Here is a 16,513-nt window from a genome sequence, read left to right as displayed (position 1 = left end):
GCCGGAGGCTACTCGTTTGCCTTTGGCTTGAAGTAATAGGTTCTGACGCTGGCAAAGATCCGCTCCGCTGCATTGCTGGCGAGTAGCGAGACAATCAGAAGAAGGCCGATGACGGTCCCCTGTGCATCGCCACCGATCTGCAGGAGGCCGAGCACATTGCGGATGGTCGCAAACAGCAGGAGCGCCCAGAGCACACCCGTCAGCTTGCCCTTGCCTCCGAAAACGCTGATGCCGCCAAGAAGAGCGATAGTGATGACATCAAGCTCGATGCCCAGCGCATTGTTGGCGCGGGCATTGGCAAGACGCGCGGCATAGACCATGCCCGCTGCTGCACAGACGACACCGGAGGTGATGAACAGGCCGAGCACCGTGCGGGCCAGGCGGATGCCTGAATAGCGCGCCGCTTCCGGGCTGCCGCCAATGGCATAGATCCGGCGTCCGAGCGGCATCTTCTGAAGAGCAATCGCAAACAGCGGCGCCAGCACGATGAAAGGGACGATGGTCCAGGGAACAGCCGTATCGCCCACCGTGTTGATACCAAAATCGAGGAAGCTGTCCGGGAAGTCGTTGATCGAGTCAGAGCCGAGCAGGATGTATCCGATGCCCCGGAAGAGGGCCATCGTACCCAGCGTTACCACGAGTGACGGCAGTCCCAGCTTCGTGACCAGAATTCCGTTGAACGCTCCGCAAGCGGCACCTGCGAGCAAGGTCAGAGGAATAGCCAGATAAAGGGGAAACTCCGCCTGCGTCAGCAAGCCGAAGACGACGCTCGTGAGCGCCAGCGTGCTGCCGACCGAAAGGTCAATTTCGCGAGCAATGATCAGGAAGACCATCGGCAGGACGATCAGCGCCCGTTCGGAAATCCCGGCCACGGCTTGCGAGATGTTGAAGGTCGAAGCGAAGTTCGGCACGGCGAAAATCGCGTAGAGGATGACAAGGATGGTGATGGCGGCAAGGAAATTGTCCCAGTTGCCGATGCGGGCAACGAAGTCCGTCTTGTGCTTCGATGTGTCTGTCATGAATGCGCACCTCCACGGGACGCGCGGCGGGCGACATAGGCGTCGATGCCGATGGCGACGAGAATGACCAAGCCGTAGACGCCCTGCAGCCAAAGTGGATCGACGCGCACGAGTGTCAGGCCGTTATTGATGACCAGCAGCAGCAGAGCACCGGCGGCAACGCCAAGCACCGTTCCCGAACCGCCGCGCACCGCGACACCGCCGACGACGACGGCTGCGATAACGGTGAGTTCGAAGCCATAGGCGACGCGGGCATCGACGGTGGCGTAACGCGACGCCCACAACGCGCCGTCGAAGCCCGCCAGCAGACCTGCCGCCGCAAAGGCCAGCAGGATTCGCGGCCTGGCGGGTATGCCGATCAGCCGGGCACCATCCGGGTTGGAGCCGATCGCATAAAGTTCGCGGCCAAGCGAGGTGTAGCGGAGGATGTAGCCGGCAACCAGCAACGTGGCGATGGCTATCAGGAGGATCGCCGGGATACCGAGGATATTGGCGCTGGTCATATCCAGCCAGGATTGCGGAACCTGATCGGCGCTGACTTGCGTGCCGCCGGCCCAAATGCTGTTCAAGCCGCGGAAAACCGACATTGTCCCCAGCGTCACGACGATTGCCGGCACCTTTCCGTAGGTAATGATCAACCCGTTTACCGTGCCTGCGATCAGGCCGATGCCGCAGGCGAGCAGCACGCCGCCGGCCACTCCAATCTCGGGATGAGCATGCAGGGTCGAGGCAGCACCGTAGGCGGCAAGGCCGATGATGGCAGCCACGGACAAATCAATGCTTCGGGTAATCAGCACCAGCATCTGTGCGATGGCAACGATCACCAGCAAACCCGCATCCATGGCCAGGGCGGAAAGGTTCGCGCCGCTCAGCATGCGAATATTCAGGATCGATATGGGTATGATCACCGCAAGCATCGCAGCGACGAGCCCGAATTCTCGGCGCGAGAATATTTGCCTCAGAAGGCTTTGCTGCGGCTGAAGCTCGACATGCTCGATGCCCGAATGGACCGGCTTGGCGACGAGATCGCCATCGACCTTTTGAACGACGGCATCGGTCGCAGCGCCGATGACCTTTTCCTGCGTTGCCTCGTCGCGCTCGAACCTTCCCGAAATGTGTCCTTCGCGCAGGACGATCATCCTGTCGGACATTCCGAGCAATTCGGGCAACTCCGACGAGATGAGGATGATCGCCATGCCCTGGCTGGCAAGATCGGCCATCATCGCATGGACGTCCGCCTTGGCCTGAACATCGATACCCTGTGTCGGCTCGTCGAGGATGAGGATCCGCGGCTTGGTCGCCAGCCATTTTGACAGGACGACCTTCTGCTGATTGCCGCCCGACAGGGAGCTGACCGGCTGTCCGTAGGAGCTGAAACGAAGACGCAGCCGATCGAGGAACGGCTCGGCAAGCTTGAGCTCTTTCGAGCGCGACATCATCCCGCCGCTGGTTGCCTCGTCGAGAACTGTCAGCGAGGCATTGTTGAGGATCGAGAAATCCATGACCAGGCTTTGGCCGATACGATCCTCCGAGACATAGGCGATACCTTGCTCCATGGCGGCGCTTGCCGACCCGAAGCGGACAGCATTGCCATCGATCGCGATCGTGCCTGACGTGGGTTGATCAATGCCGAAGAGCACCCGCGCGATCTCGGTGCGACCGCTTCCGACGAGGCCGCCAAAGCCGAGGATTTCTCCTGCCCGCAGCTGGAACGAGATATCTTCGAAGGTGCCCTTTCGCGTGAGGTTGTTGACCTCGAGCACGACATTGCCTGGTGTCGCGGTGTGGCGCGGATACAGTCCGTCAAGCGACCGCCCGACCATCATCTGGATGGCACGCTCGCGGGACAGATCCGCCGTCAGTTCCGTGCCGACGAGGCGCCCATCGCGCAGAACGGCAATCCGGTCGGCGACGCGGTAGATTTCGTCCATCCGGTGCCCGACGAACATCATGGCGACGCCGCGTTTGCGCAGCCCATCCACCACGCCGAATAGACGTTCGACCTCGCGCTGCGAAAGTGCAGCAGTCGGTTCATCCATGATCAGCACGCGGGCATCGAGCGACAGGGCGCGGGCAACTTCCACCAGCTGCTGTTCCGATGTCCGCAACTTGCCAAGAGGCTGGGAAACGTCGGCATCGAGGCCAATAGTCCTCAGAAGCCGCGCGGCCTCTGCCTGCATGGCACTGTAGTCGAGCTTCCACTTCGTGCCGGTCTGTCCGATGAAGAGGTTTTCGGCAATGCTCAGATCGGGAAAGAGCCCCGGATGCTGGTGCATGACGGCAACGCCGGAATGCTGCGCCTCAAGCGGCGACGAAAACCGCTTTTGTTGGCCACCAATGAGGACGGCGCCCGTGTCAGGCCTGTGGACGCCCGCAAGCAGCTTCACGCAGGTGCTCTTGCCCGCGCCATTCTCTCCAAGCAGAGCAAGGACTTCCCCTGCCCGAAGCTCGATGGTGACATCAGACACGGCGACGGTGCCGCAGAATATCTTCGTGACGCCGGCAAGCGATGCAATGACACCATCGCTGTTCGGCAACGAGCTCACAGGCGAGAGGGGCGCTGCCTCAAGCATGGTCAACACCGCTGGTATCGCTGCGGGAATGCGGGGCCTGGCTCTTGCAGGAAATCATTTGGGGGTCCTCACCAAGTCTCTTTCGACACGCCAGCTCCCTTTGGCGTATTTATTAAAGCAGTTTACTATAATTGTTGTTGAAGTCCGTCAAGAGCAGTCGTAAAGGTCTTTTTGACAATCGACAGGCGGCGCGTAAAAGAACGCATCGGGGCAAGTTTTCGAGACGTGGGAGCAGGAAAAATGGCGGGCAAAGGCAGTAACTCTGTTCAGTTGCGCCACTACAATGAGCGCGTCGTTCTCGACGCCGTTCGCCGGTTTGGCGAAACCTCGAAAGCAGAAATCGCCAGGTTCGCGCACCTCACCCCACCCGCCGTCGCGACGATCGTCGACGCCCTCGTGGCTGGCGGCTATCTTGTTGAAAATGGAAAACGTTTTGGCGGCAAGGGCCAACCGTCGGCGATGTACGGCCTTGCGAAAGACGGAGCCTATTCCATTGGCCTCCACGTCGGGCGTCGGGCGATGGATGCGATTCTGACGGATTTTTCCGGCGAGACGGTTGCCTTCGAGACACACGAATATGATCACCCCAATCCGGTCGGCATCAAGGAACTTGGTGATGCAGCAATCGCCCGCTTCAGAAGCGAACTTGGCAGGGATGGTCAGAAGCGCCTCATCGGGATCGGCATCTCGGCGCCCTATTTCATCGGCGGGTGGGATGAGGAACTGGGCTTCCCATCCGATGTGCAGATGGAGTGGCGCACCTTCGATCTGCGGTCGCATTTCGCCGAAAGCCAGGACCTTCCCGTGATGATCGAGAACGATGCATCTGCGGCGGCGGTTGCCGAACTGGTCTATGGCGTGGGCAAGCAATATTCCGACTTCCTGCACATCTCGCTCAGCACCTTTGTCGGGGGCGGCCTTGTTCTCGACGGCACCTTGCAGACCGGCCCGAACGGCAACACAGCCGCATTCGGCCCATTTCCGGTAACGCACTCGACACTGAATTCCGTCCCGAAACCTTCGGGGAAATTCGATGTCCTGCTCCACCGCGCTTCTATTTTTACCCTCGTTCATCATCTGAGATTCAACGGTTTCGATATTACCCGGGTCCGTGATCTCGATCCCATGCCGGCAGCGGCGCAAAAACTTGTGTCCGAATGGCAGGAGGATTGCGCTGATGCATTGGCACAGGCGCTTATCGGAAGCATCTCGGTTGTCGACGTCGAGGCGGTGGTTATTGACGGATTGCTGCCGCAAGCTCTGCTTGCAGACACTGTCGAACGGATCCAGCGATGTTTCGCGGAGATGATACCACCGGGCCTTATTGCCCCCGTTATCAGCGCAGGGTTCCTCGGCGCACGCGGCTCGGCGCTGGGAGCAAGCCTGATGCCGATTTACGCAATGTTCGGCCCGGATACCGGAGTCCTGATGAAAAAGGGGCTCGACAAGAAGCCGCTCATGATCGGCTCCGAATTCAACAGGCGGGGTGGATAAACTGCACAGGCACCGATGTTGCTTGTTCGCGTACAGCACGCAAGGCAACATGGTGAGATCACCTCTAGATTACGCCTGTCCGGCAATGCATTTGACCAATAGCAACGCCTTGCGCACCCCTCAGCTTAGCGCCCTTCAGATATCACCGCGTTCCGATAAGAAGGCCCGTTGCGAGGGTCGACCCCGCAACGGATAATCATTGGTCTGCGCCGTTACGGCAGTCGGCTCCGTTCAACTTGGCGAAGTGTTTCCGTCGCGGATTTCAGCTGGGCGCGTGTGTACATGAGCGCGTGGGACGCCAGATCGTAGCCGTCTTCCCAGAGATTGCGCCAGATGCCGAGAATGCCTTCCAGCGGCTGGCCCACGACGCGGGACGAGAAGCTTTCGAAGGTGATCGGACCGGTATAGCCGGAGGCGACGAGCGCGCGGAATACGCCGGCCAAGTCGATCGTGCCGGAGCCGAGATAGCCACGGTGGGAGTCACCAGTGTGGAAATATCCGAGATAGCTGCCGGTATCCTTGATCGCGGAGGGAACATCGGATTCCTCGATGTTCATGTGGTACACGTCGAGGTGCACTTTCACATTATCGGCGCCGATGCGCTTGCAGAGCTCAACACCCTGCGAGGCGGTGTTGAGAACGTTGGATTCGTAGCGGTTCACCACTTCGAGACCGAGCGTGATGCGGCTCTTTGCGGCGATTTCGGCGACCTGTCCCAGAATGTCGACAGACATGGCAACGCCGGCAGCTGTCGTCGGAACGCTGCTCTTCTGGAATGCGGAGTGCAGAATGCCGCAGACATGCGTTGCGCCGGCATCGCGCGCAAGCGTCAGCGCTTCCAGAAGCTTTGCCTTGCCGCGCTTGCCTTTCTCGATATCGCCGCTCGAAATATCCGTGTCGGCATCAAGGCCGAGCGAGAAGTTGATGCCGATGCCATGCTTTTCCAGCGACCGGCGCGTGAAGTCGATATCGATGGAGCTTGGATCGAGCGCCGGTGCTTCGATGAAGTCGTATCCAACCTCGGCCGACTTGGCGATCGCCCGTTCGCATTCGTCGTGGCTCCAGCCCTTTTCCCAGACCAAGGCGTGTACACCCAATTTGTTCATGGTAATGCTCCTACTTTTTGCACAAAAGATCTTGCTTCCCGGAAACCTTCGTTTTCCGGGTTGCGGTGTTGATGTGTCGGTGGATCGCCTCAGCTGCGATCAGCCGGATGGCTCAATTGTTGTCGATACGGAGGTCGGGATCAGCGCTTCCCTGCATGATCGCGCGTCCGTTCGGCAAATCGTTCTCCTCGACCTTGCGGTCGATCTCGCTCGGATCGAGGCCATAGCTGCGCCATCGAGCCTGTAGTCTTTCGCGCAGCTCTGCCTCGCCAACATCGACAAAGACGGTGAAGTCGAAGATTTCCTTCAGCCTGTCCCAAGGAGCCTGCCGAGCCAGCAGGTAGTTTCCTTCGCAGACGATGATGTCCGTTGACTTCGGAATGAGCCTGCCGCCGGCCCGGGAGATCTCGATCGATCGATCGAACACAGGCACCGCGACGAGATCGTCTTCATTCGCCTTCAGGCGATTGAGCATGTGGCGCAGGCCATGCGCATCGAACGTGTCGATGGCGCCCTTATAGGCAAGGCGGCCCATCTGCTTGAGAACGGCGTCGTCATAGTGATAGCCATCCATCGGGAACAAAGCCGCGCTGATGCCGTGATTGCCGGCGATCAGCTCAACGATGCGCTCGGCGACCGCAGACTTACCGGAGCCCGGCGCGCCGGCGATGGCGACGAGCACTCTCCGGCCGCCGCCGGCGGTAAACCGCTGCGTGGCGATCTCGGCAATCTCGCGAGCATTTTCTTCTAACGTGGTCAAAGCAACTCCGATCCTGCCGCTGTCAGCTCAAGCCAAATTGCGCAGCCTTGCCGCGCAAGAACCCAACACCATGATCCAAAACCTCTTCCGCATCGCGGGCTACCGGACGCCAGGTCGAGATGTCGCCCGCCATTTCAGCCGGCATGCTCACGAAGCTCTCGAGCGTCAGCGCGCCCTTGAAGCCGATGGCCGAAAGTGCCGTGAAGATCGAATCCCAGGGGACGTTGCCGGCGCCCGGCGTTCCCCGGTCGCTCTCGGACATATGCATGTATTTGAGGTGGTCGCGTGCCACGATAATGCCGTTGGCCGCGCCCTTCTCCTCCATGTTCATGTGGAATGTGTCCAGATGAACAAAGACATTGTCCATTCCGATACGCTCGACCAGCGCAACGGCCTGCTCGGCGGAATTGATCAGATGGCTTTCATAGCGATTGACGGCCTCGACGCCCAGCTGGATACCAAGCTTCTTCGCATGTCTGGCGGCTGCTTCCAGCGCGCGCGTAAGATTGTCGTACTCGCCCTGCGTCGGCGGAAAACCCGTGCGCTCGTTCGTGCCGCCATAGGTGACGCCCGTCAGGGCCTCGCCGCCCATTTCAGCTGCCTTGTCCATCGCGGTCGTGAGATGCGCGATCGCCGCATCCGGGCGAATGGATGCCCAGGCCGGCTGCGGCAAGACAAGCGAGCAGGCAGCACGGATGCCATGCCGATCCAGCAGCGCGCGCGTATGCCGTGCGTCGACGGAAGGCGCGTCGAGCAGAGGAATCTCGATGAGATCCGCCTTGTGCTTTGCCGCACCGGCAATCGCCCGCTCCGCGCCGGCGCGGTCCCAGGTCATTGTCCACATGGCGGCGTGAATGCCGAAACCCTGCACAGTCATAATGTCTCTTTCTGTATTGCGTCATGGAGCGAAACGATCGCTCGCGATGTCATATCTGCCGACAGCTTCATGCGAGCACGTCCACCCATGCACCGTTCGCCGACGACGACCGAACGCAGGCGTCGACAAACTCCAACCCCTGCACGCCTTCTCTTATGCCGGGGAGCGAGAGCTTCCTGTCGGTCGCCTTGCCACGAAGCACCAGCGCAGCGTCGCGATAGAGATTGGCGAAGGCCTCAAGAAAACCTTCGGGATGGCCGGCAGGTATCCGGATCGAGTCCGTATTGCCTGAGGTCGCCTGCGCGCCACCTCGGGTGAGGAGCTGCTTCGGCTTGCCATATTGCGTAAACCAGAGCCGGTTCGGATCTTCCTGCTCCCATTCGAGGCCGCCCTTGGTGCCGTAAACCCGGAACGTGAAGTGGTTCTCGTTGCCGACCGCAACCTGGCTCACCCACATCGTGCCCTTCGCGCCATTCTCGTAGCGCAGAAGGATCGACGCGTTATCGTCAAGCCGGCGTCCGGGAACGAAGGACGAGAGATCAGCCAGAAGATGCGAGGGGCGGCGACCGAGCACGAAGGTGGCCAGATTGTAGGCGTGGGTGCCGATATCGCCGATCGACCCGCCGGCGCCGGATTTCGAAGGGTCCGTGCGCCACTCAGCACCCTTAGCCCCGCGCTGCTCCATCGGCTCCGTCAGCCAGTCCTGAACATATTCGGCATGAAGGGTTCTGATCTCTCCCAATTCACCGGCGGCGACCATGTCACGCATCTGACGGACCATCGGGTAGCCGGTATAATTATGCGTCAGGAAGAAGTGCTTGCCTGTCCGGCCCACAATCTTCTCAAGCTCGATCGCGTCTTCGAGCGTCGCGGTCACCGGCTTGTCGCAGATGACGTGCAGGCCGGCCTCGAGGCACGCCTTGGCCGCTTCGAAATGGAGATGGTTCGGCGTCGCGATGACGACCGCCTCTATGCCATCAGCCCTTCCCTGCTCGCCGCGGATCATGTCCTCGATGCTGCCATAGGCACGCGAGGCTTCAACGCCGATATCTTCGGCCGAACCCTTGTTGCGTTCGGCATCCGAGGAAAAGACGCCGGCAACGACGTCGTATAATCCATCCATCCGTGCGGCGATGCGATGAACACCACCGATAAATGAACCCCTGCCACCACCGACCATGCCCAGTCGAATTCTTGTCATCTCATATCCTTTTGAAGGCGATCGCCAAGGGCCGTCGCTGCGCACGGTCATCGGCGTGTACAGCTAGTTTTCGGGTGGAGGTTGAACAGGCTTGCGAACAACCCTGCGGGTGGATTCACGCGCCCTCAAGGCGCAAGTGACACGCTTGTGCGCCATCGGACTGTCGCGCTTCTTCATGCGCCGTTGCAGCATCTCCCAGCACGCCTCGCTGAGTTCCCCCAAGGGCTGCTCGATCGTGCTGACATAGGGCCGCAAAACGGTCATCCAATCGGAGTCGTCAAAGCCGAGCAAGGATACGTCGTTCGGAAACGCCAGATCGACCGCCCTGATCGCCTTGGCTGCTCCGAGCGTCGCCACATAGGCTGACGCGAAGATCGCCGTCGGCCGATCAGCGCGCCTCAGCTCCTGCTCCAGCGCGCTCCGGCAACTCTCGATCGTCAGCCCTCCATATACGACATTGGCGTCCGGCAAGCCTGCCGCAGCCATCGCCTTGCGGTAGCCCGATACACGCTCCTCCATGTTACCGAGGCCAAGCGCCGTCGCCAGAAAGGTTATGCGCTTGTGGCCGAGATCGATGAGATGCTGCGTTCCCGTCAATGCAGCCTGTTCATTGTCGGCAGACACCGTATCGAACCCCTCGACCGTAAAAGCCCGGTCGACGAGAACCGTCGGCACGCCGTTGATGCTGGAATTCGGGGACGGATCGATGGAATCGCCGCTCGACGAGATGATCAAACCATCGACCTGACGAGACACGAGCGCCTTTATCCTCTCCTTCTCTTCCGCGACCTCTTCATGGCTGCTCATCAGCAGGGTCTGAAACCCCGATTTCAGGGCCCGAAGTTCAAGCTCCTTGACCAGCCCGGAAAAGAACGGGTTGGTCAGGTCCGGGACGACGATCCCGATGGTTTTCGTTTTCCCGAACCGAAGGCTGGAGGCGAGGTGATTGGGCCGGTAGTCGAGAGTTGCAATGGCATCGAACACAGCTTTGCGCAGAGGCTCCGCCACCAGCTTCTTTCCGGTGAGGACGTTCGAAACCGTGCCAGGAGCGACACCGGCAAGAGCCGCCACGTCCTTGATCGTCGGAGCCTTTTTAGCACCTGTATTTGCCATTTTCACTCTCGCCACCCTCATTGATTCACCCGATCATAACGATCCCTATCCCGGCATCAAAGACGAGGTTAGCGTCGCGTACCGATCAACCGGTCGAGTGAGACGGCAAGGATGATCAGGCCACCCATGACCACGAGCTGGTAGAAAGTCGGAACACGCAGAAGGTTGAGGCCGTTGCTGATCGTGCCGATGATGAGGCCGCCGATGACGACGGAGGGAATTCTCCCTTTGCCACCAAAGAAGCTCGTTCCCCCGATGATGGCCGAGGCGATGGCGAAGGTCTCGAACCCGGTTCCCGCAGCAGGCTCCGCCGCACCGAGGCGGGCGGTGCTGAGAACGCCGGCAAGCCCAGCACAAAGCCCCGAGATCATGAAAACCATCAGCGTATGGAACTTCACATCGATCCCCGAAAAGAACGCCGCCTCCTTGTTTCCGCCGACCGCGTATATGTTCCTTCCAAGGCGCGTCTGCCGGGTCATCCACCAGAGGATCAGCGCCATCGCGAGCGCAACGATAATCGGCACCGGAACGTAGAAAAGCGAGCCTGTCAGCGCATCCGTGAAGGCATAGGGGAAGCCGAAGACCGGCGTAGCGCCTGAGATGATCAAGGTGACGCCGCGGAAGATGGCATTGGTGCCAAGCGTGATAATGAAGGGGTGCAATCCGGTAAAATTGACCAAAAGGCCGTTGATGGCTCCAAGCAGAATGCCGACGCCAGCGCCGCCTATCAGCACGGCAAGCCAGGGATCGAAACCCATCAGCAGCAGCTTGCCTGTCACGATACCTGCAAGCGCCAGGATGGAGCCGACGGAAAGATCGATGCCGGCGATCAGAATCGGGAAAAATTCACCCAGGGCAAGAAGGATCGTGATCGAGCTCTGAAGCACGATCTGCACCAGATTATCCTTGCGCAGGAAGTAGGCCGGCGACAGGATGCTGAAAAGCACAAGGATGACGATGAGTATGCAGAGAGTACCGTAGGTCTCCCAGAATTTTTCAAGGCGGCCCATCAGGCAACTCCTCCGATTGCATATTGTAGAAGCATTTCCTCATTGGCGGTGGCGCCCTCGACGAGGCCGCCGATCGAGCCGGCGCGAAACACCGCGATCCGGTCGCAGACGGCAAGAATCTCAGGCAGCTCGGAGGAAACGACGATGACGGCCTTGCCCTCGTCAGCCAGCTTTCGAATGATCGCGTAGATTTCCGCCTTGGCGCCGATATCGATCCCGCGTGTCGGTTCATCGAAGATGAAGACCTCCGGGTTCGTCGCCATCCATTTGCCGACCAGCACCTTTTGCTGGTTGCCGCCCGACAGTTCCGTTACGAGCTGGTCGACGGACCGGGCCTTGACGGCCAATCTCTTGCTTTCACGCTCGGCAAGCGCCCTGTCGGCCCGCGACGAGACAAGCCCCAGAGCGCCGCGCAGCGGAGATGCCTTGACGCGCGCGGAAACGACGGTGTTTTCCATGATCGTGAAGTTGGGCATGAAGCCGGTCTGCCTGCGGCTTTCGGTGATATAGGCCATGCCGCTCTTCAACGCCTTCAAGGGATTGCGCGGCGTGATATCCCGCCCATTGAGAACGATGGATCCGGATGCGCGCTTTTCAGCGCCGAACAGGCAATTCATCAATTCCGTCCGGCCGGAGCCGATCAACCCGGCAAAACCGAAGACCTCACCATGGTGCACGTCGAAACTGACATCCTTGACGCGTTTGCGATCGGCCGAAGTGACATTGCGCACCTCAAGCACCGGTGATCCGGTTCTGTCGATTGGATGGGACGAAAGGAATTTCTGCTGTACGACGCGACCCACCATCATCCTGATCAAGTCGTCATTCGTGTGCTCGGCGATCAGGCCGGTGCCGTTGGAACTGCCATCTTTCAAGACCGAGAAACGATCGCCGATGGCCCGTACTTCATCGAATTTATGCGAAATGAACAGGATCGCCATGCCCTGCTCCCGAAGCTTGCGAACAAGATCAAGCAGACGGTCGACCTCGATTTTGGTCAACGACGAGGTCGGCTCGTCCATGACCAAAACCCGGACCTTGCCCATTAGCGACTTGGCGATCTCGAGTATTTGCCGGTGAGCGATCGGAAGCTCGGCGACGGGTCGCCGAAGATTTATGTCAAGACCAAGCTGCGAGAGAATGGCCCGGGCTTCCGTCTCCATTCTCTTCCAGTCGATCATCGGAAAGCCGAAACGCCGCTTGGTGCGAAGGCGCCCGACGAACAGGTTCTCGAGAGCCGAGAGCTCGTTGATGACGCTTAGTTCCTGATAGATGATGGAGATGCCGGCTTCCGAGGCATCCGCCGGTGTCAACTGCGAGAACGGGTTACCGTCAATCTCGATCGTCCCGGCGGTCGGCTGATAGATGCCGGACAGCACTTTCATCAGTGTGGATTTGCCCGCGCCGTTCTCACCGAGCACGACGTGAACTTCTCCTGCATGGATATCGAGATCGACACCTTTCAGTGCGCGAATGCCGCCGAAGGACTTCTCAATCCCTCTCATCCTGACGATCGGAGTTTTCAAGGTCTTTTCGCCATTCTCCATGGCCATACTCCTTACGGGAGAGATGCCGCCGCGGTTGGTTTAGTCCGCGGCGGTCTGGCGTTATTTGGTGACGAGCACGGAGTCGACGGCGACCTGCTTTGCCTGCGTATCGACCGGCGTCAGCGAACCCTTCTTGGCGGCTGCGACGACAAGTTCGAGACCATCTGCGCCGAGCTTCTGCGGATCCTGGGCAACCGTCGCCGTCAGACGACCGGCATTGACGGAATCTCTTGCTTCCGGCGCACCGTCAGTTCCAACAACAATGACCTGGCCCGCCTTGCCGGCATTCTGCACGGCCTGAACGACGCCGAGCGCCATCGTATCGTTGGCGCAATAGAATGCCTTCAGATCCGGCGAAGACTGCAGGATGTTGCTGGCCACATCGAGGGCCTTGAGGCGGTCCCAATCGGCCGGCTGGCTCGCGACCAGCTTGACACCCTTTGCGCTCTGGAAGGCCTGAGTGGCCCCGCTCTTGCGGGCTTCGCCCGAGGCGACACCCGCCTTGCCTTCGATAATGGCAACTTCACCACCGGCAGAGCCGAGCTTGCCGATGATGAAGTCGGCGCCCTTCTTGCCAACGGCAACATTGTCGGTGGTGATGAAGGCTTCGACATTGCCGCCGGCCTGCTTGAGAGCCGCCATGTCGATCTGCTCATCGATATTGACGAGCGCGATTCCGGCCTTGTAGGCCTTCGCTGCCGGCTGCACCAGGTTCACCGACGAGATCGGCGCGAAGGCGACGCCCTTGTAGTTGCGATTCAGGACATCTTCGAACAGCTGCAGCTGCGCCTGCGTATCGTCCTCCGACGGCGACGCGAAGATGTCGACCTCGACGCCGAGTTCCTTGGCTTTCGCCTGCACGCCCTTCTGGACGTCCTGCCAATAGGGATTGGCGAGCGTCTTCAAGATGACGGCATAGTCGGCGGCCTGGGCCTGAACGCTGCTAAAAAGTGCGGTCGCCGCGATTGCGGCCGCGGCAAAAAGCTTCATCCTGTTCATGATCATTCTCCTCCGATAAATCACGGCTTCGCCGCGCCCGGTATCCAACACCGGGTTTGGGGACCATTCCCCGATCTAGAAAATCGATTTTCTAAAATATAAATTCCCTTACTCAGGTCACCGACACCGGCTTCGACTTCAGTCGAGCTGCCGTGGCGGGATCGGCTCGCCGGCAAAGCTGCGGCGGCAGGCCCTTCATGATCAGCTCGGCATCCGCGACCGCCATGGAGCCAAGCGCATATAGCGCATCCTGCGTGCCGCCCGTCCTGTGCGCGGACAAGAGAAGTCCCGGCGTAGAGCGAACCGGATCATCAGCCGCAACGGGCTCCTCGGGAAACACGTCTGTCGCGACGCGAATATGCCCGGAAGCAGCGGCGGCCAACATCGCCGGAAAGTCGACGACAGCGGCGCGGCTCATCAACAGGAAGGCAGCCCCCGGCTTCATCATGGCAAATTCGCGCGCACCGATGAAACCTTCATTCTCGCTCGTCACGCTTGCAAAGACGAAAACCACCTGGCTCTGCGAAAGAACCTCGTCCAGTCCGACCGGAACGCAGTCGGCCCGCTCGATGATCTCATTCGGCAGCCAGGGATCGAAAACCCGGACATGATTGCGGAACGGCCGGATCAGTTCTCGCAGCTGGCGCCCAAGATCTCCGAAACCGACGATGCCGACGGACGCACCGGCAAAGCGGAAGGTATCTGTGTTGCCCGCAAGACCATACTGCTCGATGCCCTGGCGAAAATCCCGATCAGCCTGCGTAATGCCGCGAGCCAGATCCAAGGCCATGGCCAGAGAGGATTCCGCAACGGGTGACGCAAAGGCAGACGCCGGCGTAATGACCCAGATGCCCCGCTCAACACAGGCCTGATAGTCGATATTGGGCATGAAGTTGGATTCGACATTGATGATCGCCTTCAGTCTCGGCGCGCGATCAAGACGTTCCTTCGGCATGTCGGTCTGGCCGAAAATCAACACGGTATCAGGAAGAAGTTCATCGACCTGATCGGCAGGCATCTGCCGATCCTCGGAGATAACGACATCACCGAGTTGATGCAGCCTCGCCTTGACGCTCGGCTCCATAATGAGATCGACAGTCCGCGGCAGCGGATCGACGAGAATGATATTGCGGCTCATGATGCCTCCCTCTGATGTCGGGGAGTCGTATCAGAAAAACGATTTTCTGCAAGAGGCTTTTACGTTCGGCCTCTGGAAATCTGCCAGTGGACAACACGAAGCCCGCTGGATGCGTTCACACGCGATGGGAAACTTCCTCCATCGCTGCGGCCAGCCACGGCACTTGTTAAGTCAAAGCGCGGATGCAGGCTGGGAAAGCCAATCGAAGCCTAGCCCGTGAATCTCTTGATTGGCAACTTAGCCGGCATATGCAGAAAAGCATCGCCTCATCCAAATTTCGCGCGCGGAACCGGTCCCGGTCTCAGGCCGCTTGACAGCCTGCCTCACGGGAATAAAGCGGAAACGGCCACTGTGAGGATATCATGAAAGCACTTGCATCTTTTTCCACCTTTGTAGGCAGGACCTTCGCGCTCTGGGTCATCGTATTTGCCGTTCTCGGCTTCTTCCTGCCTGATGTGTTCAAGCATGTTGCACCTTACATCGTCTGGCTGCTCGGGATCATCATGTTCGGCATGGGCCTGACATTGTCGATCGACGATTTTCGGGAGCTGCTGAAACGCCCGTTTGAAGTGGCCATCGGCGTCTTCGCGCATTTTCTGATCATGCCGACGATCGCGGTTATCCTCACAAGAATTATCCCGATGCCGCCGGAAGTCGCCGCCGGCGTCATTCTCGTCGGATGCTGCCCGGGCGGGACTTCGAGTAACGTCATGACTTACCTTGCCAAGGGCGACGTGGCATTGAGCGTCGCCTGCACCAGCGTCACCACGCTCGCTGCGCCGATTGTCACGCCGTTCCTGGTCTGGATGTTTGCAAGCCAATACCTGCCGGTCGATCCGCTATCCATGTTCATCAGCATCGTGCAGGTCATCCTGCTGCCTCTGGCCCTGGGGTTCATCTTCCAGAAGCTCATTCCCGGCGTTGTCAAAGGTGCGATGCCGTTGCTGCCGATCGTCAGCGTCGTTGGTATCGTTCTTATCGTCGCAGCAGTGGTCGGCGCCAGCAAGGGCGCGATTGCCCAATCTGGCCTCCTGATCTTCGCGATCGTCGTCCTGCACAATGGCTTTGGCTACTTGTTCGGCTATTTTGCCGCCAAGCTTTTCGGCCTTTCATTGCCGAAGCGCAAGGCGCTGGCGATCGAGGTGGGCATGCAGAACAGCGGTCTCGGCGCCGCCCTTGCGACGGCCTACTTCTCGCCCATTGCCGCCGTACCCAGCGCGATATTCAGCGTTTGGCACAATATCTCGGGCGCGCTGATCGCCAATTATTTCTCAAGGCGGACGGAGGATGCGGCTACGACCGTGGAAGCTCATCCATGACAGCCGGCCGCAGATTTTAAACCACGACCGGCAGCAACCAGATATCGCGGCCAGCGCATTCAGCTCGCCCTGATCGACCATGAGTCCGCCGGTTGTCAGGTTGCTCCGTCAATCGGGGAAAGACTTACTACCGGCAGCGCATCTGACTGCTAACCCAAATTAATGGGTCGCCGGCAGCAATCACGATAATCGACCACCAGACGGCGCGCCGAGATAGCGAGAGCCATGGCCATGATGTTGGGATTCTTCATGATCACCGCATGTTGATTTCCGGTAGGAACTGACCCGGTATTTCCACCGAGATTTGACCCGCCTTTTATGTATGTTTCGGTTCTGTTGGTGTGGTCAAGTTCTTGT

14 protein-coding genes are annotated in these 16,513 nt (G+C 59.6%); 2 read left to right on the top strand and 12 right to left on the bottom strand.

Annotated features, from left to right (window positions below; translation table 11 throughout):
- Positions 1 to 8: 8 nt before the first annotated feature.
- Together A6U86_RS21000 and A6U86_RS20995 are read right to left on the bottom strand one after the other, a co-directional pair.
- A complete protein-coding gene (locus tag A6U86_RS21000) occupies positions 9 to 1,019 on the bottom strand; it encodes an ABC transporter permease (protein ID WP_068394911.1) in 1,011 nt (336 codons plus the stop codon).
- Complete coding sequence (locus A6U86_RS20995; protein ID WP_068394910.1) at positions 1,016 to 3,592, bottom strand: ATP-binding cassette domain-containing protein; 2,577 nt, start codon at positions 3,590 to 3,592, stop codon at positions 1,016 to 1,018. The genes A6U86_RS21000 and A6U86_RS20995 overlap by 4 nt, the downstream gene beginning before the upstream one ends.
- 240 nt (positions 3,593 to 3,832) lie before the next feature.
- Here A6U86_RS20995 and A6U86_RS20990 point away from each other — a divergent pair, with 240 nt between their 5' ends.
- Positions 3,833 to 5,086, top strand: a complete 1,254-nt coding sequence (locus A6U86_RS20990) for an ROK family transcriptional regulator (RefSeq protein ID WP_068394909.1) — start codon at positions 3,833 to 3,835, stop codon at positions 5,084 to 5,086.
- A 212-nt stretch (positions 5,087 to 5,298) separates the two neighbouring features.
- Here A6U86_RS20990 and A6U86_RS20985 read toward each other — a convergent pair whose 3' ends face one another.
- The 9 genes from A6U86_RS20985 to A6U86_RS20945 form a co-directional block, all read right to left on the bottom strand.
- On the bottom strand, positions 5,299 to 6,192 hold the full coding sequence (locus tag A6U86_RS20985; protein WP_068394908.1) for a sugar phosphate isomerase/epimerase: 894 nt from the start codon (positions 6,190 to 6,192) through the stop codon (positions 5,299 to 5,301).
- 112 nt (positions 6,193 to 6,304) lie between these two features.
- Positions 6,305 to 6,952, bottom strand: coding sequence for a nucleoside/nucleotide kinase family protein (locus A6U86_RS20980; RefSeq protein ID WP_068394907.1), 648 nt, complete (start codon positions 6,950 to 6,952; stop codon positions 6,305 to 6,307).
- A gap of 22 nt (positions 6,953 to 6,974) precedes the next feature.
- Positions 6,975 to 7,823, bottom strand: coding sequence for a sugar phosphate isomerase/epimerase (locus A6U86_RS20975; protein WP_068394945.1), 849 nt, complete (start codon positions 7,821 to 7,823; stop codon positions 6,975 to 6,977).
- A 73-nt stretch (positions 7,824 to 7,896) separates the two neighbouring features.
- Positions 7,897 to 9,030 carry a Gfo/Idh/MocA family protein gene (locus A6U86_RS20970; RefSeq protein ID WP_244510032.1) on the bottom strand — a complete coding sequence of 378 codons (1,134 nt, stop codon included), beginning with the start codon at positions 9,028 to 9,030 and terminating at the stop codon, positions 7,897 to 7,899.
- A 63-nt stretch (positions 9,031 to 9,093) separates the two neighbouring features.
- Entirely contained in the window at positions 9,094 to 10,143 is a 1,050-nt protein-coding gene (locus tag A6U86_RS20965) for a LacI family DNA-binding transcriptional regulator (protein ID WP_068394905.1), read from the bottom strand.
- 68 nt (positions 10,144 to 10,211) lie between these two features.
- Positions 10,212 to 11,153, bottom strand: coding sequence for a D-allose ABC transporter permease (gene alsC, locus A6U86_RS20960; protein WP_068394904.1), 942 nt, complete (start codon positions 11,151 to 11,153; stop codon positions 10,212 to 10,214).
- A complete protein-coding gene (locus A6U86_RS20955; protein WP_198929076.1) occupies positions 11,153 to 12,700 on the bottom strand; it encodes a sugar ABC transporter ATP-binding protein in 1,548 nt (515 codons plus the stop codon). The genes alsC and A6U86_RS20955 overlap by 1 nt, the downstream gene beginning before the upstream one ends.
- Positions 12,701 to 12,760: 60 nt before the next feature.
- Positions 12,761 to 13,699: a D-allose transporter substrate-binding protein gene (gene alsB / locus A6U86_RS20950; RefSeq protein ID WP_068394943.1), complete on the bottom strand. Its 939-nt coding sequence runs from the start codon at positions 13,697 to 13,699 to the stop codon at positions 12,761 to 12,763.
- Between the two features lie 112 nt (positions 13,700 to 13,811).
- Complete coding sequence (locus A6U86_RS20945; protein ID WP_068394903.1) at positions 13,812 to 14,837, bottom strand: hydroxyacid dehydrogenase; 1,026 nt, start codon at positions 14,835 to 14,837, stop codon at positions 13,812 to 13,814.
- 362 nt (positions 14,838 to 15,199) lie between these two features.
- Here A6U86_RS20945 and A6U86_RS20940 point away from each other — a divergent pair, with 362 nt between their 5' ends.
- Complete coding sequence (locus tag A6U86_RS20940) at positions 15,200 to 16,156, top strand: bile acid:sodium symporter family protein (protein WP_068394902.1); 957 nt, start codon at positions 15,200 to 15,202, stop codon at positions 16,154 to 16,156.
- A 149-nt stretch (positions 16,157 to 16,305) separates the two neighbouring features.
- Here the strand turns inward: A6U86_RS20940 and A6U86_RS35770 are convergent.
- Positions 16,306 to 16,513: hypothetical protein (locus tag A6U86_RS35770; protein ID WP_206744088.1), on the bottom strand; the 208-nt coding region annotated here is incomplete at its 5' end.

Origin of the sequence: Rhizobium sp. AC27/96 (assembly GCF_001692325.1) — a bacterium.
Taxonomy (GTDB): domain Bacteria; phylum Pseudomonadota; class Alphaproteobacteria; order Rhizobiales; family Rhizobiaceae; genus Rhizobium.
This window is presented reverse-complemented; position numbering and strand designations above follow the sequence as displayed.